Origin of the sequence: Paraburkholderia sp. BL6669N2 (assembly GCF_003387275.1) — a bacterium.
In the GTDB taxonomy this organism is placed as follows: Bacteria; Pseudomonadota; Gammaproteobacteria; order Burkholderiales; family Burkholderiaceae; genus Paraburkholderia.
On the sequence record NZ_QUNA01000001.1, the window covers coordinates 3,161,059 to 3,177,868 of the forward strand.

Genomic DNA, 16,810 nt, shown 5'->3' on the forward strand with positions numbered 1-16,810 from the left:
GTTAAAAAGCCGGGTCACCCTCTCAGGTGCCCGGCTTTGTTTTTTCACCGCTTGATGCACCGCTGACGCAGCACATTGTCGTCTCCACCTCTTCCTGCAAGCAGTAGCCGGCTCCCATGCCTCAGCACGAAAACCGGACGGGAGACGTTTAGCGCGGCAGTTCCGAATGCCCCATCAGGAACGCGTCGACCGAACGCGCGCACTGACGGCCTTCACGAATCGCCCACACCACCAGCGACTGACCACGGCGCATATCGCCGGCGGTGAATACCTTGTCCACCGACGTGTAGTACGCCTTCTCGCCTTCGGTCGAAGCACGCACGTTGCCGCGATTATCCCTGTCGACGCCGAACGCCTCGAGCACCGGCGACACCGGCTGCGTGAAGCCCATGGCGAGCAGCACCAGATCGGCCTTCATTTCGAATTCGGAGCCCGGCACTTCCTGCATCTTGCCGTCCTTCCATTCGACGCGCGCCGCGATCAGCTTCTCGACCTTGCCGTTCTTGCCTTCGAGGCGCTTGGTCGCGACTGCCCAATCACGCGAGCAGCCTTCGTCATGCGACGACGACGTGCGCAGCTTGATCGGCCAGTACGGCCACACGAGCGGCTTGTTCTCTTCTTCCGGCGGCTGCGGCAGCAATTCGAATTGCGTGACGCTCTTCGCGCCATGGCGATTCGACGTGCCCACGCAGTCCGAACCCGTATCGCCGCCGCCGATCACGACCACATGCTTGCCCTTCGCGAGCAACTGGTTCGCGACCTTGTCGCCGGCATTGACCTTGTTCTGTTGCGGCAGAAATTCCATCGCGTAGTGGATGCCTTCCAGCTCGCGACCCGGCACCGGCAGATCGCGCGGCGTTTCCGAACCGCCAGCGATCACCACGGCGTCGAACTCTTCCTTCAGTTGCTCCGGCGTGATGGTTTCCTTCGCCGTGTTGCCGATATGCGCCGGCAGCGAATCCGCCTTGCCGATGAACACGCCCGCGCGGAACGTCACGCCTTCGGCTTCCATCTGACGCATGCGGCGATCGATCAGCCACTTCTCGAGCTTGAAGTCGGGAATGCCATAACGCAGCAAACCACCAATGCGGTCGTTCTTTTCGAACACGGTGACATCGTGCCCCGCGCGCGCGAGTTGCTGCGCGACGGCCAAACCAGCGGGGCCGGAACCGACCACGGCGACCTTCTTGCCGGTCTTGTGCTTCGGCGGCTGCGGCGCAACCCAGCCTTCGGCCCAGGCTTTGTCGATGATCGCGTGCTCGATCGACTTGATGCCGACCGGGTCGTCGTTGATGCCGAGCGTGCAGGCCGCTTCGCACGGTGCCGGGCAGATGCGGCCCGTGAACTCGGGGAAGTTGTTCGTCGAGTGCAGCACTTCGATCGCGTTCTTCCAGTCCTGATGGAACACCAGGTCGTTGAAGTCCGGGATGATGTTGTTCACCGGGCAGCCGTTGTTGCAGAACGGAATGCCGCAGTCCATGCAACGTGCGCCTTGAATCTTCGCTTCGTCGTCGGTCAGCGCGGCGACGAATTCCTTGTAGTGCTTCACACGCGTGAGCGGAGCTTCGTACGCCTCGTGGCGGCGTTCGAACTCGAGAAAACCGGTTGCCTTGCCCATGTGGTTCTCTTCTCTATCTAATCAGGTGGGGTGATCTACACCCGCCGCGTGCACCGTTGAACGGCGGGGCGCGGCGGGTACGGCTTGTATGTGACGTCTTTGGCTTGAGGCCAGTTGCGGATCAGGCGGCGAGCACTTCCTTGTTCGCCTTCTTCGCGGCCATTTCGCCCAGCGCGCGCTTGTATTCGGTCGGGAACACCTTCACGAATTGACGGCGCGACGCGTCCCAGTTTTCGAGCAGCGCCTTGGCGCGCGGCGAACCCGTGAACTGGAAGTGACGCTCGATGAGTCCCTTGAGCAGCGCCTCGTCGGTTGCGCCGGCGTGCCACAGGCCCTTGTCGACCGTGCGTTCCTGTTCGGCCGTTTGCAGAACCGGATCGAGCGCGACCATCGACTTGTTGCACTTGCCCGCGAACGAGTTGTCCGGGTCATACACGTAGGCGATGCCGCCCGACATGCCGGCCGCGAAGTTGCGGCCCGTTTCGCCGAGCACGACCACCGTGCCGCCCGTCATGTATTCGCAACCGTGGTCGCCCGTGCCTTCGACAACCGCCGTCGCGCCCGAGTTACGCACGCAGAAGCGCTCGCCGGCGACGCCGCGGAAGAACGCTTCACCTTCGATCGCGCCGTACATCACCGTGTTGCCGCAGATGATGTTCTCTTCCGACTTGCCGCGGAAATCGTTGGTCGGTCGGATGATGATGCGGCCGCCAGACAGACCCTTGCCGACGTAGTCGTTACCGTCACCGACGAGATCCAGTGTGATGCCCTTGGCGAGGAACGCGCCGAAGCTCTGGCCGGCCGTGCCCTTCAACTGGATGTGAATGGAGTCGTCGGGCAAGCCGTCGTGACCATACTTCTTCGCGATCGTGCCGGACAGCATCGCGCCGACGGTACGGTTCACGTTGCGCACCGGCTGAATGAACGAGACGTGCTCGCCCTTCTCGATCGCCGCCTTCGCCTTCTCGATCAGAGTGTGGTCGAGCGCCTTGTCCAGACCGTGGTCCTGCATGTCGACATGCTTGCGCGCGACTTCAGCCGACACTTGCGGCAGATAGAACACGCGCGAGAAGTCCAGACCCTTGGCCTTCCAGTGCTCGATGCCCTTCTTCATGTCGAGCAGTTCGGCGTGGCCGATCAGGTCGTCGAACTTGCGGATGCCCAGTTGCGCCATGATTTCGCGCGCTTCTTCCGCAACGAAGAAGAAGAAGTTCACGACGTGTTCCGGCTGGCCCTGGAACTTCGCACGCAGCACCGGATCTTGCGTCGCAACGCCGACCGGGCAGGTGTTCAAGTGGCACTTGCGCATCATGATGCAGCCTTCGACGACGAGCGGCGCCGTCGCGAAACCGAACTCGTCGGCGCCGAGCAGCGCGCCGATCACGACGTCGCGGCCGGTCTTCATCTGACCGTCGGCCTGCACGCGGATACGGCCGCGCAACTGGTTCAGCACGAGGGTTTGCTGCGTTTCGGCAAGGCCCAGTTCCCACGGCGTGCCGGCATGCTTCACCGACGACAACGGCGACGCGCCCGTGCCGCCGTCATGGCCGGCGATCACGACGTGATCGGCCTTGGCCTTGGCGACACCGGCGGCAACCGTACCCACGCCCGATTCCGACACCAGCTTCACCGAGATGCTGGCCGCCGAGTTGGCGTTCTTCAGATCGTGAATCAACTGCGCCAGATCTTCGATCGAGTAGATGTCGTGGTGCGGCGGCGGCGAAATCAGTCCGACGCCCGGCACCGAGTAACGCAGCTTGCCGATGTAGTCCGACACCTTGTGGCCCGGCAACTGGCCGCCTTCGCCCGGCTTCGCGCCTTGCGCCATCTTGATCTGGATCTGATCAGCGGACGCGAGGTATTCCGCGGTCACGCCGAAACGGCCCGACGCCACCTGCTTGATCTTCGAGCGCAGCGAGTCGCCTTCCTTTAGCGGAATGTCGACGATCACTTCGTCGCCGATCACCGACTTCATGGTGTCGCCGTTCTTGATCGGAATGCCGCGCAGTTCGTTGCGATAACGGTTCACGTCCTCGCCGCCTTCGCCCGTGTTCGACTTGCCGCCGATGCGGTTCATCGCGACCGCCAGCGTGGCATGTGCTTCAGTCGAGATCGAGCCCAGCGACATCGCGCCGGTCGCGAACCGCTTGACGATTTCCTTCGCCGATTCGACTTCGTCGAGCGGAATGGCCTTGGTCGGATCGAACTTGAATTCGAACAGGCCGCGGAACGTCATGTGGCGCTTGGTCTGATCGTTGATCAGATGCGCGTATTCCTTGTACGTCTGATACGAGTTGCTGCGCGCCGAGTGCTGCAGCTTGGCGATCGCATCCGGCGTCCACATGTGTTCTTCGCCGCGCACGCGGTACGCGTATTCGCCGCCCGCGTCGAGCATGTTCGCGAGGACCGGGTTGTCGCCGAACGCGTCGCGGTGCAGACGGATCGCTTCTTCCGCGACGTCGAACAGGCCAATACCGCCGACCTTCGACGACGTGCCCTTGAAGTACTTCACCACCAGGTCTTCAGCCAGACCGACCGCTTCGAAAATCTGCGCGCCGGTGTACGACATGTAGGTCGAAATGCCCATCTTCGACATGACCTTCATCAGGCCCTTGCCGACTGCCTTGGTGAAGTTGTAGACCGCCTTCTCCGCCGACAGGTCGCCCTTCAGGCCGGCCGCGAGCTGGCTCAGCGTTTCCATGGCGAGGTACGGGTGCACGGCTTCCGCGCCATAGCCCGCGAGCAGGGCGAAGTGGTGCGTTTCCCGCGCCGAGCCGGTTTCGACGACCAGGCCCGCGCTCGTGCGCAGACCGTGCTGCACGAGGTGCGTGTGGATCGCGGCAGTAGCCAGCAGCGCCGGAATCGCGACGTTGTCGCGGTCGGTCTTGCGGTCCGACACGATCAGCATGTTGTAGCCGGACTTGACCGCATCCACGGCTTCCGCGCACAGCGAGGCGAGGCGCGCTTCGATGCCTTCCTTGCCCCACGCCACCGGATAGCAGATGTTCAGTTCGTACGAGCTGAACTTGCCGCCCGTGTACTGATCGATCGCGCGGATCTTGGCAATGTCCTTGAAGTCGAGCACCGGCTGCGACACTTCGAGACGCATCGGCGGGTTGATGTTGTTCGTGTCCAGCAGGTTCGGCTTCGGACCGACGAACGACACCAGCGACATCACCATGTTTTCGCGGATCGGGTCGATCGGCGGGTTCGTGACTTGCGCGAACAGCTGCTTGAAGTAGTGATACAGCGTCTTGTTCTTGTTGGACATGACCGCGAGCGGCGAGTCGTTGCCCATCGAGCCGACCGCTTCTTCGCCGGCTTGCGCCATTGGCGCCATCAGGAACTTGAGGTCTTCCTGCGTGTAGCCGAACGCCTGCTGGCGATCCAGCAACGCAGCGGCTTCGCGGCGTTCCGTGGCGACGTCTTCGGCCTTCGCCTCGATCTCGTCGAGCTTGATGCGCACGGCGTCGATCCAGCTCTTGTACGGCTTGGCGTTCGCGAGATTGTCCTTCAGTTCCTTGTCGTCGATGATGCGGCCGTGCTCCATGTCGATCAGGAACATCTTGCCCGGCTGCAAACGCCACTTCTTGACGATCTTCGACTCGGGTATAGGCAGCGTGCCCGCTTCCGACGCCATGATGACGAGATCGTCGTCCGTGACGATGTAGCGCGCCGGGCGCAGGCCGTTACGGTCGAGCGTCGCGCCGATCTGACGGCCGTCGGTGAAGGCGATCGCGGCGGGGCCGTCCCACGGCTCCATCATCGCGGCGTGGTATTCGTAGAACGCGCGGCGGTTGTCGTCCATCAGCGTGTGCTGTTCCCAGGCTTCCGGGATCATCATCATCATGGCGTGGACGAGCGGGTAGCCGGCCATAACCAGCAGTTCGAGACAGTTGTCGAACGAGGCGGTGTCCGATTGGCCCGGATAGATCAGCGGCCAGAGCTTCGGCAGATCGTCGCCGAGCACGTGCGACGCGATCGCGCCGGTGCGGGCGTTCAGCCAGTTGACGTTGCCCTTGACCGTGTTGATTTCGCCGTTGTGGGCGATCATGCGGTACGGGTGAGCCAGTTCCCACGCCGGGAACGTGTTGGTCGAGAAGCGTTGGTGCACCAGCGCCAGCGCCGACACCGTGCGCTCGTCCTGCAGGTCGCGGTAATACACACCGACCTGGCCGGCCAGCAGCAGGCCCTTGTAGACGACCGTGCGCGCCGAGCACGACGGCACGAAGTATTCCTTGCCGTGCTTGAGCTTGAGCGCCTGAATGCGGTGGCTCGCGGTCTTGCGGATGATGTACAGCTTCCGCTCGAGTGCGTCCGTCACCATGATGTCCTTGCCGCGGCCGATGAAAATCTGGCGGATCAGCGGCTCGCTCGCCTTCACGGTGGGCGATATCGGCATGGTGTGATCGACCGGCACGTCGCGCCAGCCCAGCACGACCTGGCCTTCGGCCTTCACCGTGCGTTCCAGTTCCTGTTCACAGGCCAGACGGGACGCGTGTTCCTTCGGCAGGAAGACCATGCCGACGCCGTATTCGCCGTGCGGCGGCAGCACCACGCCCTGCTTGGCCATTTCCTCGCGATAGAAGCCGTCCGGAATCTGGATCAGGATGCCCGCGCCGTCGCCCATCAGCGGGTCGGCGCCGACGGCGCCCCGGTGGTCGAGGTTCTCGAGAATCTTCAGGCCCTGCTCGATGATCTCGTGGCTTTTCTTGCCCTTGATGTGAGCGACGAAGCCGACGCCGCAGGCGTCGTGCTCGTTTTGCGGGTCATACAGACCTTGCGCGGCGGGAACCGGGTGAGTCGGTTGCTGGTGGTCGTTCATGGGGACACCGTCTGTGAGGGGCCGGACAGGCCGTTAAACCGTTTTTCTATTGCCGCAGTGCGATTCACAACCGCGACGGCGCGCTCAACGCTTGATGCTACGCGCGTCAAAAAGCACCGGAATTCGGAATATACGCGACGAATCAATGGAATAGCAAATAAAACGTTGTCATTGAACCCCAATTATCAAGTTGGTGCATTGCGGTGAAATTTTATTGGTTCCACATCAAATTGGGGCAAAAGAAAACGGCATGCAAAGATGCCGTTTCGCTGCAGCCCATTGATCCGACACGCTTTATTGCTGCTGCGGCGTCTCGCGCACCTTGCGCGGCCGCCCGCGTGGCAATGGCGATACACGCCGATTGGCGGCTCGCGCCGCCCACTCGCGGTAGGTCTCGCTGCCCAAAACCCAGCCCTTCAGGGTGGCCTGCTGAAGCTGGCTGGCCTCGCGTTCATCCAGCGGCTGCTCGCACAGTTCGCGGTAGGCGCGCTGGCGTTCGAACGGCGTATTGCCCAGCGACCAGTACAGCGGATGGTCGGTAATCAGGCTGTCGAGCGTCAGGCCGATGTGATGGCGGTAGCTCGACCAACGGTAGTCTTCCGGCGCGCTTACGAGTCCCGCGCGCACCGGACACATTTCGACGACGCGGCTCGCCAGCAGAAAGTAGCGCTCGCCTTCGATGACCGTGGCTCTGTAGCGCCCTTCCCACAACGTGCCACGGCGCGCGTAGCGCCTGTTAAAGTGCGCCACGTAACGGCGCCCGACCGCCTGCATCGCCTTCGGCAGGCTGGACTCCTCGGTCGGCGTGACGAGCAGTTGCACCGCGCCCGGCATTAGCGCATACGCGTGGATGGACAGGTGATGATCGCGCGAAGCCGCTTTCAAACAATCGATGAAGAGCTCGTAGTCCTGGTCGTCGACGAAAGCGGGCTGCTGATCGAGCCCGCGGAGGATGACGTGCTGCGGCTGGTCAGGGACATAGAGACGTGCAAGCCGTGCCATGCTGGAGTATCCGATAGTCGCGTTGGTACATACCCGAAGGTCCGAAGAACCGCATGCGCTCAAGCTTCGGCGCCATGCGGCAGAGCCAGATACCACGCGGTGCTTAGGGAGAAAGCTCTAACCGCCGCGTATGGTTTGTTTCAAACGTTGTAGTCATAATGAGCGGGCCTTTTTTGGAGGAGCACATATGAAATTAAAACAGGCCGTAACGGGGATCGCGGCGCTAGCCTGCATGACAACGGCAGCGCATGCGCAATCGGCCGGTAGCTTTTACGTCACATCGGGCTGGTTCCATCTAGCGCCTCAATCGAGCAGCCAACCGTTGAAAGTGACGAGCATCGGCGGCAGCCCGACCAACATCACCGAAGCCAACACCGGTGCAACACTCGGCTCAGCCGACACCATCGGTTTCACTGCCGGCTACTTCGTTACCGATCACATCGCAGCCGAGTTCGCCATTGGCGTGCCGCCTTCGTTCGACCTGGAAGGTTCGGGCAGTCTCGCCCAGTTCGGCAAGCTGGGCCAGGCAAAACAGTGGAGCCCGACTCTGCTGTTCAAGTACTACTTCAATGCCCCGACCGCCACGTTCCGCCCGTATCTCGGCGTTGGTGTGAGCCGCATCTGGTTCACCGACGAAAAGATCACCAACAGCGCGTTCGAGGCAAACGTTCTGCATGGTCCGACCACCGTCACTACGGATAGTTCGTGGGAGCCGGTGTTTAATGCCGGCTTCACTTATGCGTTCAACCAGCACTGGTTCGCGGGTGTCTCGATCTCGTACCTGCCGCTCAGCACGACCGCCAAGCTGAACACCGCGGCGAACACGCCGGTCGGCACACTGAACGTGCAGTCGCAAACCAAGATCAAACTGAACCCGATCGTTTCCTACGTCAACATCGGTTACCGTTTCTAACGCTTCAAAAAATTAGGGCCGTTGAGGTAGGGTAGTCGAATTTTCGTGGCTTGGACAACGCCGTCATACATCCAATGACGGCGTTTTCATTTGCGCGCGCATCATGGAGGCGGGTTGGGCGCTCATGGAAGCCGCGCGCCGACCCGCTGTCGGCGTTTGTAAATTTGACCCGGAATCGCGCCAGCCAGTGCAATACCTGCCGACGAATCTGCGTGCGGACCACGGTGGCTAGGGCCTGCGGGGTTTGGCACCGAAGTTGCGTTCGCATGGTGTTTCCCGCGTCCCGACGTGAAACTGCGTCTTCGTGACAACGCGCGGGACCCTTTTTCACCTCATCGACGGAGCGACCATGACTGCACTTCCGAATACGCGAGACGCCCTCGGCGAATCCTGGACCAGCACCAGCCGCCGTGCGCGGCGTATCGCTCGCCATAGCCGCCACGCGGCCGAAGATATCGCAGGCGAACTGCGCACGCTAATGTCGGAACTCGAATCCACGCTGGCGGACGGCACCCAGGCCGACGCGGTAGCGTTGCGCGGCAAACTTCGCAAACAGCTCGACGTCGCGCGCGCGCGCCTGAACGACACGCGCGACGCCGTACGCGAACGCGCCCAGGTGGCGGTGGCCGACGCCGACGATTACGTGCATGAGAATCCGTGGCAGACGATTGCGATCGTCGGGGGCGTTGCGCTGATTGCGGGCGCGTTGTTCGCGTCGCGGCTGCGCTAAGGCGCTGCCGCGCGGGGCTGCTGCCGCCGGCTGGGCGGTGGCCTGCTTACCGCGCGAGGCTGCCGCCGCCGGTTGGGCGGTGGCCTCCTGCAAGTGATCTGAACCAGTGCATTGCACTGGCGCCGGCTTGCAAGTCGTCGCGGCCGGCGCTAGTTCGTGCCGCGCTGCTCAGTTGTCGTCGATCACGAACAGCCGCTGATATTCCTTGACCGCGTACCGATCCGTCATACCCGCGATGTAGTGGGCGATCAGACGTGGTTGCTGCGTCGCGTCGGTTGACTGGTAGCTTGGCGGCAGCAGTCGCGGGTCGTCCGTGAACGCGTCGAACAAACCGGCGACGACGCGGCGTGCCTTGTTGGCCATGCGCATCACGCGGTAATGGCGATACAGGTTTTTGAACAGAAAGCGCTTGAGCGCCGCAGCCTGCGTGGCAATCTCGTCACTGTGCGCGACAAGCGGGGGCGATAAGCGCACCGCCTCAAGCGACGCGGGCGCGTGCCTGTCCAGATTCGACCTGGTCGTATCGATCAGATCGACAATCAGCGTATTGATGATGCGGCGCACCGTTTCGTGAATGAGACGCCGCCCTTCGATCTGCGGAAAGTCGCTACGCGCCGCCTCGTAGTGCACCTGCCACAACTCCACTTCGGCGAGTTGCTCGACGGTGAGCAAGCCCGAGCGCAAGCCGTCGTCGACGTCGTGGTTGTTGTAGGCGATCTCGTCGGCAACGTTCGCGATCTGCGCCTCGATGGACGGTTGCCGCCCTTCCAGAAAGCGCTCGCCCAATGCGCCGAGCCGCCGCGCATTCTCGCGCGAGCAGTGTTTCAGAATTCCCTCACGCGTTTCGAAACAGAGGTTCAGGCCGTTGAACGCGCCGTAGTGCTCCTCCAGATCGTCGACGACCGCCAGGCTCTGCAGATTGTGCTCGAAGCCGCCGTGCTCGCGCATGCATTCGTTGAGCGCGTCCTGTCCGGCATGGCCGAACGGTGTATGACCCAGGTCGTGGGCGAGGGAAATGGCTTCGACCAGATCTTCGTTCACCCGCAGATTGCGTGCGACCGACCGCGCGATCTGCGCGACTTCCAAGCTGTGAGTCAGACGCGTGCGAAACAGGTCGCCCTCGTGATTCACGAACACCTGGGTTTTGTACTCGAGCCGGCGGAATGCCGTCGAATGGACGATACGGTCACGGTCGCGCTGGAATTCGGTGCGCGCGCTGGGGGCGGCTTCCGGATAGCGGCGGCCGCGAGATTGCGCGGAACGCGCCGCGTACGGCGCGAGGTGCGCTTCAAGTGCTTCCTGCGAAGGCACGCTGATCGCCGCCGTGCCTGCCGCCGGTTCATGCTTTACATCATCGCTGCGCCTGTCAGTCACCGGGTTCTCCGAAACATGGGCGGCGCCTCGTGACGCGAGTGCGCGCTGCGTTGCTGGATGCCCCGCGAGACTCAGACGGCGGCGGCCAACGTGGCGTGCACCTCGGCGTCGGGCGCCTGGGTGATCAGCGTCTCACCGAAACGCTTCAGCAGAATGAATTTGATCGCGCCGGCTTCCGCCTTCTTGTCGACCCGCATGAGTTCGACATAGCGCGACTCGCCGAGCGCGGGTGCCCGGGTCGGCAAATGCGCGGCGACGATCACGTCGACCAGACGCTTGCGGGCGGCCTCGTCGAGATAGCCGAGACGCACGGACAGATCCGCCGCCATCACCATCCCGCAGCCCACTGCTTCACCATGCAGCCATTCGCCGTAGCCGAGGCCCGCTTCGATCGCATGGCCGAACGTGTGGCCGAAATTGAGGATGGCGCGCAGTCCGCCTTCGCGCTCGTCCTGGGCGACCACCGACGCCTTGATTTCACATGACCGCTTGACCGCCTCGGCCAGCGCCTCGGATTCGCAGCGATTCAGTGCCTCGATATTGGCTTCGATCCAGCGAAAGAAACCCGCGTCGGCGATGGCGCCGGTCTTGATCACTTCGGCGATGCCCGCCGCCAGTTCACGCGGCGGCAGCGTGCGCAGCACGCCGATGTCGGCGATCACGGCCTGCGGCTGATAGAACGCGCCGATCATATTCTTGCCAAGCGGGTGATTGATGCCCGTCTTGCCGCCCACCGACGAATCGACCTGCGACAGCAACGTGGTCGGCACCTGAATGAACGGCACGCCGCGCATATAGCAGGCGGCCGCAAACCCGGTCATGTCGCCGATCACGCCGCCGCCCAAGGCGATCAGCGTGGTCTTGCGATCGGCGCCGCCGCCGAGCAGCGCGTCGAAAATCAGGTTCAGCGTTTCGAGGTTCTTGTACGCTTCGCCGTCCGGCAAGACGACCGTGGACACCTGCTTGCCGAGCGGCGCCAGCACGGCGCGCAGCTTGTCGCCGTATAGCGGATCGACGGTGGTATTGGTGACGATGGTGACGGAGCTGCCGGCGATATGCGGCGCGAACAGCGCTGTCTGGCCGATCAGGTCGGCACCGATATGGATGGGGTAGGCGCGCTCGCCCAGTTCGACGTTGACGGTATTCATACGGTCCATTATGACGCAGGATGTTTGGCGACGCCGGCCATCTCGAGCTGCATCAGAACCATGTTGACGAGTCCGTTGACCGAAGGCCGGCCGGTCTCGATCACGAAATGCGCGCATTCCCGGTATAAACGGGTCGCGCACTTCGTAGAGTGCTTCGAGACGGGCTTTGGGGTCTTCGGTCTGCAACAGGGGCCGATTCTTGTCGCGCCGGGTGCGCAGCCACAGGTCGTGCGGATTGGCGCGCAGATAGATCACCACGCCGCGATTCTGCAAAGCTTCGCGGTTGTCCGGCCGCAGTATCGCGCCACCGCCGGTGGCGAGGACGATATTGTCACGCCCGGTCAGGTCGGAAATCACGCTGGCTTCGCGCTCGCGGAAGCCCGCTTCGCCCTCCAGCTCGAAGATCACCGGGATGCGCGCGCCCGTGCGCGCCTCGATTTCATGGTCGGAATCGAAGAATGGGCGATCGAGACGGCGCGCAATGGCCCGGCCCACGGTGGTTTTCCCTGCCCCCATGAGCCCTACGAAAAATACATTGGCGTGTGCGTCCCGCGCTTGCAACGGTGTCCTCTGGCTAATCCGGTTTGGTTCGTGCCGCAGCTTACTGGCAAAGCGGCTGCCTTGTCGAGCCTGCGCCACGCTTGAGAGCGCCTTCAGCCCTGTCGCTTCGCGCCAGGCCGCTTGATAGTGCTTCCGGCGCAGCGCAAAAGCCGCGGCGTTCCGGTGCTCTCTCGCAAGCGGCGACAGCGTGCCCCTAATTTGTCTGAACGACGCGCGGCGTGATGAAAACTGCCAGTTCGCTGCGCTGATCGCGATGAGCCCGATGGCGGAAAAGCGCACCCAAAACCGGTATTTTGCCCAGGACCGGGACCCGCGTCACATCGTCCCGGTCGTCGGTCGCATAAATTCCGCCGATCGACACCGTACCACCATCCTCGACCTCGACGCGCGTTTGCACGTGCTTGGTGTTGATCGCGGGTCCGGCGTCGGTCTGCTCGCCGACGCTGTCTTTGGCGACGTCAAGGTCCAGCACCACCCGGCCGTCCGGCATGATTTGCGGCTCGACCTCCAGTTTGAGCGTGGCGCGGCGAAACTGCACGCCCGACACGCCCTGCCCCACTTTTGCCTGATACGGCAGCTCGGTGCCCTGCTCGACAACCGCTTTCATCCGGTCGGCCGTGACCACGCGCGGGCTCGAGACGATTTCGCCGCGCCCCTGCGCTTCGAGCGCGCTCAGTTCGATGTTCAGCAGCCGCGTCGCGCCGGCGGCGAACAAAGTCAGGCCGGCGGTCGCGACGTCGAAGCCGGAAATCGGGCGGGCCGACAGATCATAGCCGGCGTCGGTCAAGCCTTTCGCGGTGCCGTCGGCGTTCGCGGCCGCCATGGAAAGCTTCACGCCGAGATTGCGCGAAAACCCATGTTCGCCCTCGACGATACGCGCTTCGATCAACACCTGGCGCGTCGGCCGGTCGACGGAGGCTAGCAGCGCGGCAATCTGCGCGACGCGCCCTTCGAGATCGGTCACGAACAGCAGATTGGTGCGCGGATCGGCAGTCGCGGCACCGCGTTTGGACAGCACGCGCTGAGCGCCCGAACCGGTCAGCAGACGCCTGACATCTTCGGCGTGCGCGTAGTGCAGCTCGAAAGTGCGACTCGCGAGCGGTTCGAGATCGGCGGCCCGGGCGTGGGCCTCGAAGCGCTGCCGCTCACGCGCGGCGAGATCCGCCATCGGCGCGACCCAGACCACGTTGCCGTGGCGCTCCATCGCGAGCCCGTTGACGTCGAGCAGCGTGTCGAACGCGGTACGCCACGGCACTTTGTCGAGCCGCAACGAGACGGCGCCGCGCACTCTCTCGCTCGCGACGATGTTCAGCCCGGTGAATCGGGCGAACGCATTCAGCACAGCGCCGAGTTCGGCACGCTGGAAATTCAGCGAGATCGGTTTGTCGTCGGGCGCGAGGGCCGCGTCGGCGGCGCTGCGTGGCGCGTTGCTCAGCCGTGCGAGCGGCGGCAGCGGCACCGGCGGACCCTCGAGCGCGGCGGTGCCGGTGGCATCGGCGCGAGTTGGGACGGCGGACTGTCTTCGCAGCGGCACGGAGCCGTCGGAATCGGCGTCCGCATCGTCGGGCGTCGAAGCGGCGGATTGGCTTCGCGACGACGGAGACACCAAGCCCTCGGCGGCGTCGGCGGCAGCAGGCTCCCCCGTACGAGTATGGGCCGATGTCGCGCTCATACTCGGTGCGTCCGCGTCGTCTGCGAAATCCTGACGAAACGGATTGGGCACCTCGGTGGAAACGATACGTGGTAGCGGCGGTGTGCCGTTGTACGAAGCATCGCGTGGCGATACCGCGTCGTCGAACGGCATGTGGGCGGGCAGCGGCGGTAGCGGTGGAGTCGACGCCTGTGCGACGCCGGCGCCCAGCGCCGCGCTGAGATACAGGCCGAGACACGTCTTGAAGCGAGGCGACGCACGCGTATCGGCATCCGACAAGGCAAAAGGAAATGGTTTCGGCAATCTCATCAGGAAGCCTCCGCCAGCGCTAGCGTGCGTGTCGCGCCGTCCCTCGCGAGCGTAATGCCGGACGCGTCCAGCTTCGTGACACGCTCGGCGCCGATCCGCTCTCCGGACTCGACGTTGGTCACGCCATCCGGTGTTTCGAGCACGGCCAAGCCACGCGTGCGATCGCTCAGCAATCCGACCAGACGCAGTGGCGAGCCATCGGACAGATCGCCCGCAGCCTGCATTTGCGGCTGCGAAAACGGATCGAAGAAGACAATCTCTTCATCGTCGTCCGATTCGAGGCTGTCGTCATCGAGTGCCTCCACCGAGTTTGCCGACGACGCCGGCCGCAGCGCGTCGAACACGCGCAACGTGGCGCTCACCGACAACGACGCCGCGGCTTCCCGCTTGACGGTCACGTCGACGGGCACGATCAGCACCGGCAGATCGGACAGTCCGCGCAGGAAGGCCATCAGGTGAACGAAGTCCGTGCGCGCGGTCAGTTGCAGCGGACGCATACGCTCAACGCCCGCGCCGCTCACCGCTCCGTGCTCGACCGCCAGCAACGCGACGCTATTTTGCGCAGCCAGTTCGGAGACGATGCGGAGGTCGTCGGCGGAACTCCACGGCCCTGATGAACGCGCCGCCGAAGCGGCAACCGGCATGGCGGCAGCTTCGCGGCGCAGCGCGGGCAATTGCGCAAGCGCATGCCGCGCGTTCGCGAGACGCAAGCGACTGGCCTCCAACGCCACCCGGCTCGCTTCGACGCCGCCGAGATCGGCCACCACCCAGCCATGCGCGCCCAAGCCGAACACCACGATGGCAATCATCAACGCGACCAGCCAGCGCCGGCGCCGGCTCCATGCATCAAACGGCACGCGCACGCGTTTCATCCAATGGGAAAGAACAAGCCGCGCATTCGCCGCGCCGCCGAACTCGACAAAGATCGTACTCATTTCGCACCTCTTGATTGTTCAGACTTCATAGGACGCTGCGTGGTGGACCCAGCCGGGCGAGCCGTTTTTTGCGCGGGCTCGTTCCAACGCAGATGCGCGCCGAATTCGATCGGACCGGCCACGCTCGCTTGCGCGAGCGCACCGCCGCGCGGAACAGAACGATGCAGGTCGCTCACTTCCGCACCCTTCACGCCCCGGATCGCACTCAAGCGCTTAAGCCACTCGGCCGAAGCGAGATGCCCGCGCGACGTGGCCAGCAACTCGGTCTCGTCTTCACGCTGACGCAACTGCTGCAACACCACGCCATCGCCCGGGTCGAAACTCAACGCGTCGAGCAGATCGCGCAGATGTGTGAGCGGATCAGAAAGGCTTTTTGCGCGGGCGACGTTCTGCCGCTGTTCGTCTCGCCTGCGCAGCAACGTGGCATGCTCGGCGAGCGGCGCAGATAGATGCGTGAGCGTGTGTTCGACCGACGCGCGCTGTGCCTCGAGTTGCCCCCTCCCGATCGCCTGCCAGGCGACCAGCACGAAGACGGCGGCAAAACCGGCGCAGACCGCGGCAATCCATTCGAGCACGCGCCGTCGACGCGCAAGCCGCGCATTGCGCTGCCGATAAGGCAGCAGATTGAAACCACCAAGCTTGGATCGCGCGAAGCGCATGCGGCGTTCCGGCGCTCGCGTGTCGGAGGCCGCGGCGTACAACATGCGCCCGGTCATTCGAGCACCCCGCGCAGCGCGAGTCCGAATGCGACCGCGCCGGACGGTTCGTGCAACAGCGAACCGTCCAACGGTCGAACAAGGCCGCCGAGCGGCGCACACTCGAACGGAAGCACCGTGCAGCCCAGGACGTCAGCGATATCGGCAGTCGAGAAACCCACGCCGCCGAGCAGATCGACCTCACCGCTTACCAGCGCGCAGTCGAGTTCCGGGCCGTGCGCCATATCGCGCAATGCATCGGCGAGATCGGTGTGTTCGGGCGCCGGGTAGCGCATTTCGCTGGCGACGATGTCGTCCACGATGCGCCAGCCGTACACGCCGTCCGTGCCGATCCACAACGCGACATACGGCTCGTGCGGATCGAGCTCGTAACTCGCCGTGAAGCGCATGGCGCGCAACGCCGCATGTGGCTCACCGTCGATGGCAGTGAGCGAGATGCCCGCAATCGCCGCGCACTCGATTCGCGCTTCGAGATGTTGCCGCGCGGTGGCGGCAATGGTCACGGAGCGGACCGGCGCATACGCTTCGTCGAGATACCAGTCGACGGCGAGAGCATGTCGCTCGAGGCCCGCAATGCGCTCGACTTCGCTCATCACCGCCGGCTCCAGTTCAGCCAGTTGATGCCCGCCGTCTTCCGAACAACCGCTCTGCGCGGCAAGCCGCGTGAGCGGCACCGTGGTGGTCATGGTGGCCGACGCGGGCAGCGCCATCGCGCACCTCAGGGCGTGGGTCGCGCAGGCGTGCGGCAGACCCGCGAACGCGTCGCGCAACGCACGCGCCACCGCGTGCCGGTCCGCGATCTCGCTGCCGGCCATTGCACCGGCAACAAGTGGGACCGTGCTCGCGTATTCGATATGCAGCGCGCCCGGTGAGCGCACGCGCTGACTCAGCACGATCAGACGCACAGTCTGCGAGCCGACATCGATGCCCGCGGCAAAACGCTGCGCGCCGGGTTGCACTGCCTGAAGCCAAGATCTTTTCAACGCCATCACGCCCTCCCTCTAACTCACGCGACGAACCATTCGAAC

At 63.9% G+C, this 16,810-nt stretch carries 11 protein-coding genes and 1 pseudogene; 2 read left to right on the forward strand and 10 right to left on the reverse strand.

Annotation, left to right across the window (positions count from 1 at the left end; translation table 11 throughout):
* Positions 1-148: 148 nt before the first annotated feature.
* The 3 genes from B0G80_RS14360 to B0G80_RS14370 all read right to left on the reverse strand — a co-directional run bounded on the left by B0G80_RS14360 (position 149) and on the right by B0G80_RS14370 (position 7,445).
* Positions 149-1,618: a glutamate synthase subunit beta gene (locus B0G80_RS14360; protein WP_116118425.1), complete on the reverse strand. Its 1,470-nt coding sequence runs from the start codon at positions 1,616-1,618 to the stop codon at positions 149-151.
* A gap of 121 nt (positions 1,619-1,739) precedes the next feature.
* Positions 1,740-6,443 carry a glutamate synthase-related protein gene (locus tag B0G80_RS14365; protein ID WP_106284165.1) on the reverse strand — a complete coding sequence of 1,568 codons (4,704 nt, stop codon included), beginning with the start codon at positions 6,441-6,443 and terminating at the stop codon, positions 1,740-1,742.
* 294 nt (positions 6,444-6,737) lie between these two features.
* A complete protein-coding gene (locus tag B0G80_RS14370; RefSeq protein ID WP_012434540.1) occupies positions 6,738-7,445 on the reverse strand; it encodes a transposase in 708 nt (235 codons plus the stop codon).
* Positions 7,446-7,632: 187 nt separating this feature from the next.
* On the opposite strand from B0G80_RS14370, the gene B0G80_RS14375 reads away from it, so the two are divergent.
* Both B0G80_RS14375 and B0G80_RS14380 read left to right on the forward strand, forming a co-directional pair.
* Positions 7,633-8,358, forward strand: coding sequence for an OmpW family protein (locus tag B0G80_RS14375; protein ID WP_106284164.1), 726 nt, complete (start codon positions 7,633-7,635; stop codon positions 8,356-8,358).
* A gap of 349 nt (positions 8,359-8,707) precedes the next feature.
* Positions 8,708-9,088 carry a YqjD family protein gene (locus B0G80_RS14380; RefSeq protein ID WP_012434543.1) on the forward strand — a complete coding sequence of 127 codons (381 nt, stop codon included), beginning with the start codon at positions 8,708-8,710 and terminating at the stop codon, positions 9,086-9,088.
* 168 nt (positions 9,089-9,256) lie between these two features.
* Here B0G80_RS14380 and B0G80_RS14385 read toward each other — a convergent pair whose 3' ends face one another.
* The 7 genes and pseudogenes from B0G80_RS14385 to pilM all read right to left on the reverse strand — a co-directional run bounded on the left by B0G80_RS14385 (position 9,257) and on the right by pilM (position 16,771).
* On the reverse strand, positions 9,257-10,462 hold the full coding sequence (locus B0G80_RS14385; protein WP_116118426.1) for a deoxyguanosinetriphosphate triphosphohydrolase: 1,206 nt from the start codon (positions 10,460-10,462) through the stop codon (positions 9,257-9,259).
* A 71-nt stretch (positions 10,463-10,533) separates the two neighbouring features.
* Positions 10,534-11,619 (reverse strand): 3-dehydroquinate synthase, encoded by a 1,086-nt coding sequence (gene aroB, locus B0G80_RS14390; protein WP_116118427.1) that lies wholly within the window; start codon positions 11,617-11,619, stop codon positions 10,534-10,536.
* Positions 11,619-12,126 (reverse strand): annotated as a pseudogene (locus tag B0G80_RS14395) (shikimate kinase). The gene aroB and the pseudogene B0G80_RS14395 overlap by 1 nt, the downstream one beginning before the upstream one ends.
* Positions 12,127-12,364: 238 nt before the next feature.
* Entirely contained in the window at positions 12,365-14,131 is a 1,767-nt protein-coding gene (locus B0G80_RS14400) for a type IV pilus secretin PilQ (RefSeq protein WP_116118428.1), read from the reverse strand.
* Positions 14,131-15,066: a hypothetical protein gene (locus B0G80_RS14405; RefSeq protein ID WP_116118429.1), complete on the reverse strand. Its 936-nt coding sequence runs from the start codon at positions 15,064-15,066 to the stop codon at positions 14,131-14,133. The genes B0G80_RS14400 and B0G80_RS14405 overlap by 1 nt, the downstream gene beginning before the upstream one ends.
* Positions 15,063-15,782, reverse strand: a complete 720-nt coding sequence (locus B0G80_RS14410; RefSeq protein WP_116118430.1) for a fimbrial assembly protein — start codon at positions 15,780-15,782, stop codon at positions 15,063-15,065. Before B0G80_RS14410 ends, B0G80_RS14405 begins: the two co-directional genes overlap by 4 nt.
* Positions 15,779-16,771, reverse strand: coding sequence for a type IV pilus biogenesis protein PilM (gene pilM, locus B0G80_RS14415; RefSeq protein WP_116118431.1), 993 nt, complete (start codon positions 16,769-16,771; stop codon positions 15,779-15,781). Before pilM ends, B0G80_RS14410 begins: the two co-directional genes overlap by 4 nt.
* Positions 16,772-16,810: the final 39 nt, after the last annotated feature.

Coding starts and splice junctions, on each gene's coding strand:
- B0G80_RS14410 (WP_116118430.1), bottom strand. CDS start 15,782: ATGACCGGGCGCATGTTGTACGCCGCGGCCTCCGACACGCGAGCGCCG.
- B0G80_RS14365 (WP_106284165.1), bottom strand. CDS start 6,443: ATGAACGACCACCAGCAACCGACTCACCCGGTTCCCGCCGCGCAAGGT.
- B0G80_RS14375 (WP_106284164.1), top strand. CDS start 7,633: ATGAAATTAAAACAGGCCGTAACGGGGATCGCGGCGCTAGCCTGCATG.
- B0G80_RS14370 (WP_012434540.1), bottom strand. CDS start 7,445: ATGGCACGGCTTGCACGTCTCTATGTCCCTGACCAGCCGCAGCACGTC.
- B0G80_RS14360 (WP_116118425.1), bottom strand. CDS start 1,618: ATGGGCAAGGCAACCGGTTTTCTCGAGTTCGAACGCCGCCACGAGGCG.
- B0G80_RS14400 (WP_116118428.1), bottom strand. CDS start 14,131: ATGAGATTGCCGAAACCATTTCCTTTTGCCTTGTCGGATGCCGATACG.
- aroB (WP_116118427.1), bottom strand. CDS start 11,619: ATGGACCGTATGAATACCGTCAACGTCGAACTGGGCGAGCGCGCCTAC.
- B0G80_RS14405 (WP_116118429.1), bottom strand. CDS start 15,066: ATGAGTACGATCTTTGTCGAGTTCGGCGGCGCGGCGAATGCGCGGCTT.
- B0G80_RS14380 (WP_012434543.1), top strand. CDS start 8,708: ATGACTGCACTTCCGAATACGCGAGACGCCCTCGGCGAATCCTGGACC.
- pilM (WP_116118431.1), bottom strand. CDS start 16,771: ATGGCGTTGAAAAGATCTTGGCTTCAGGCAGTGCAACCCGGCGCGCAG.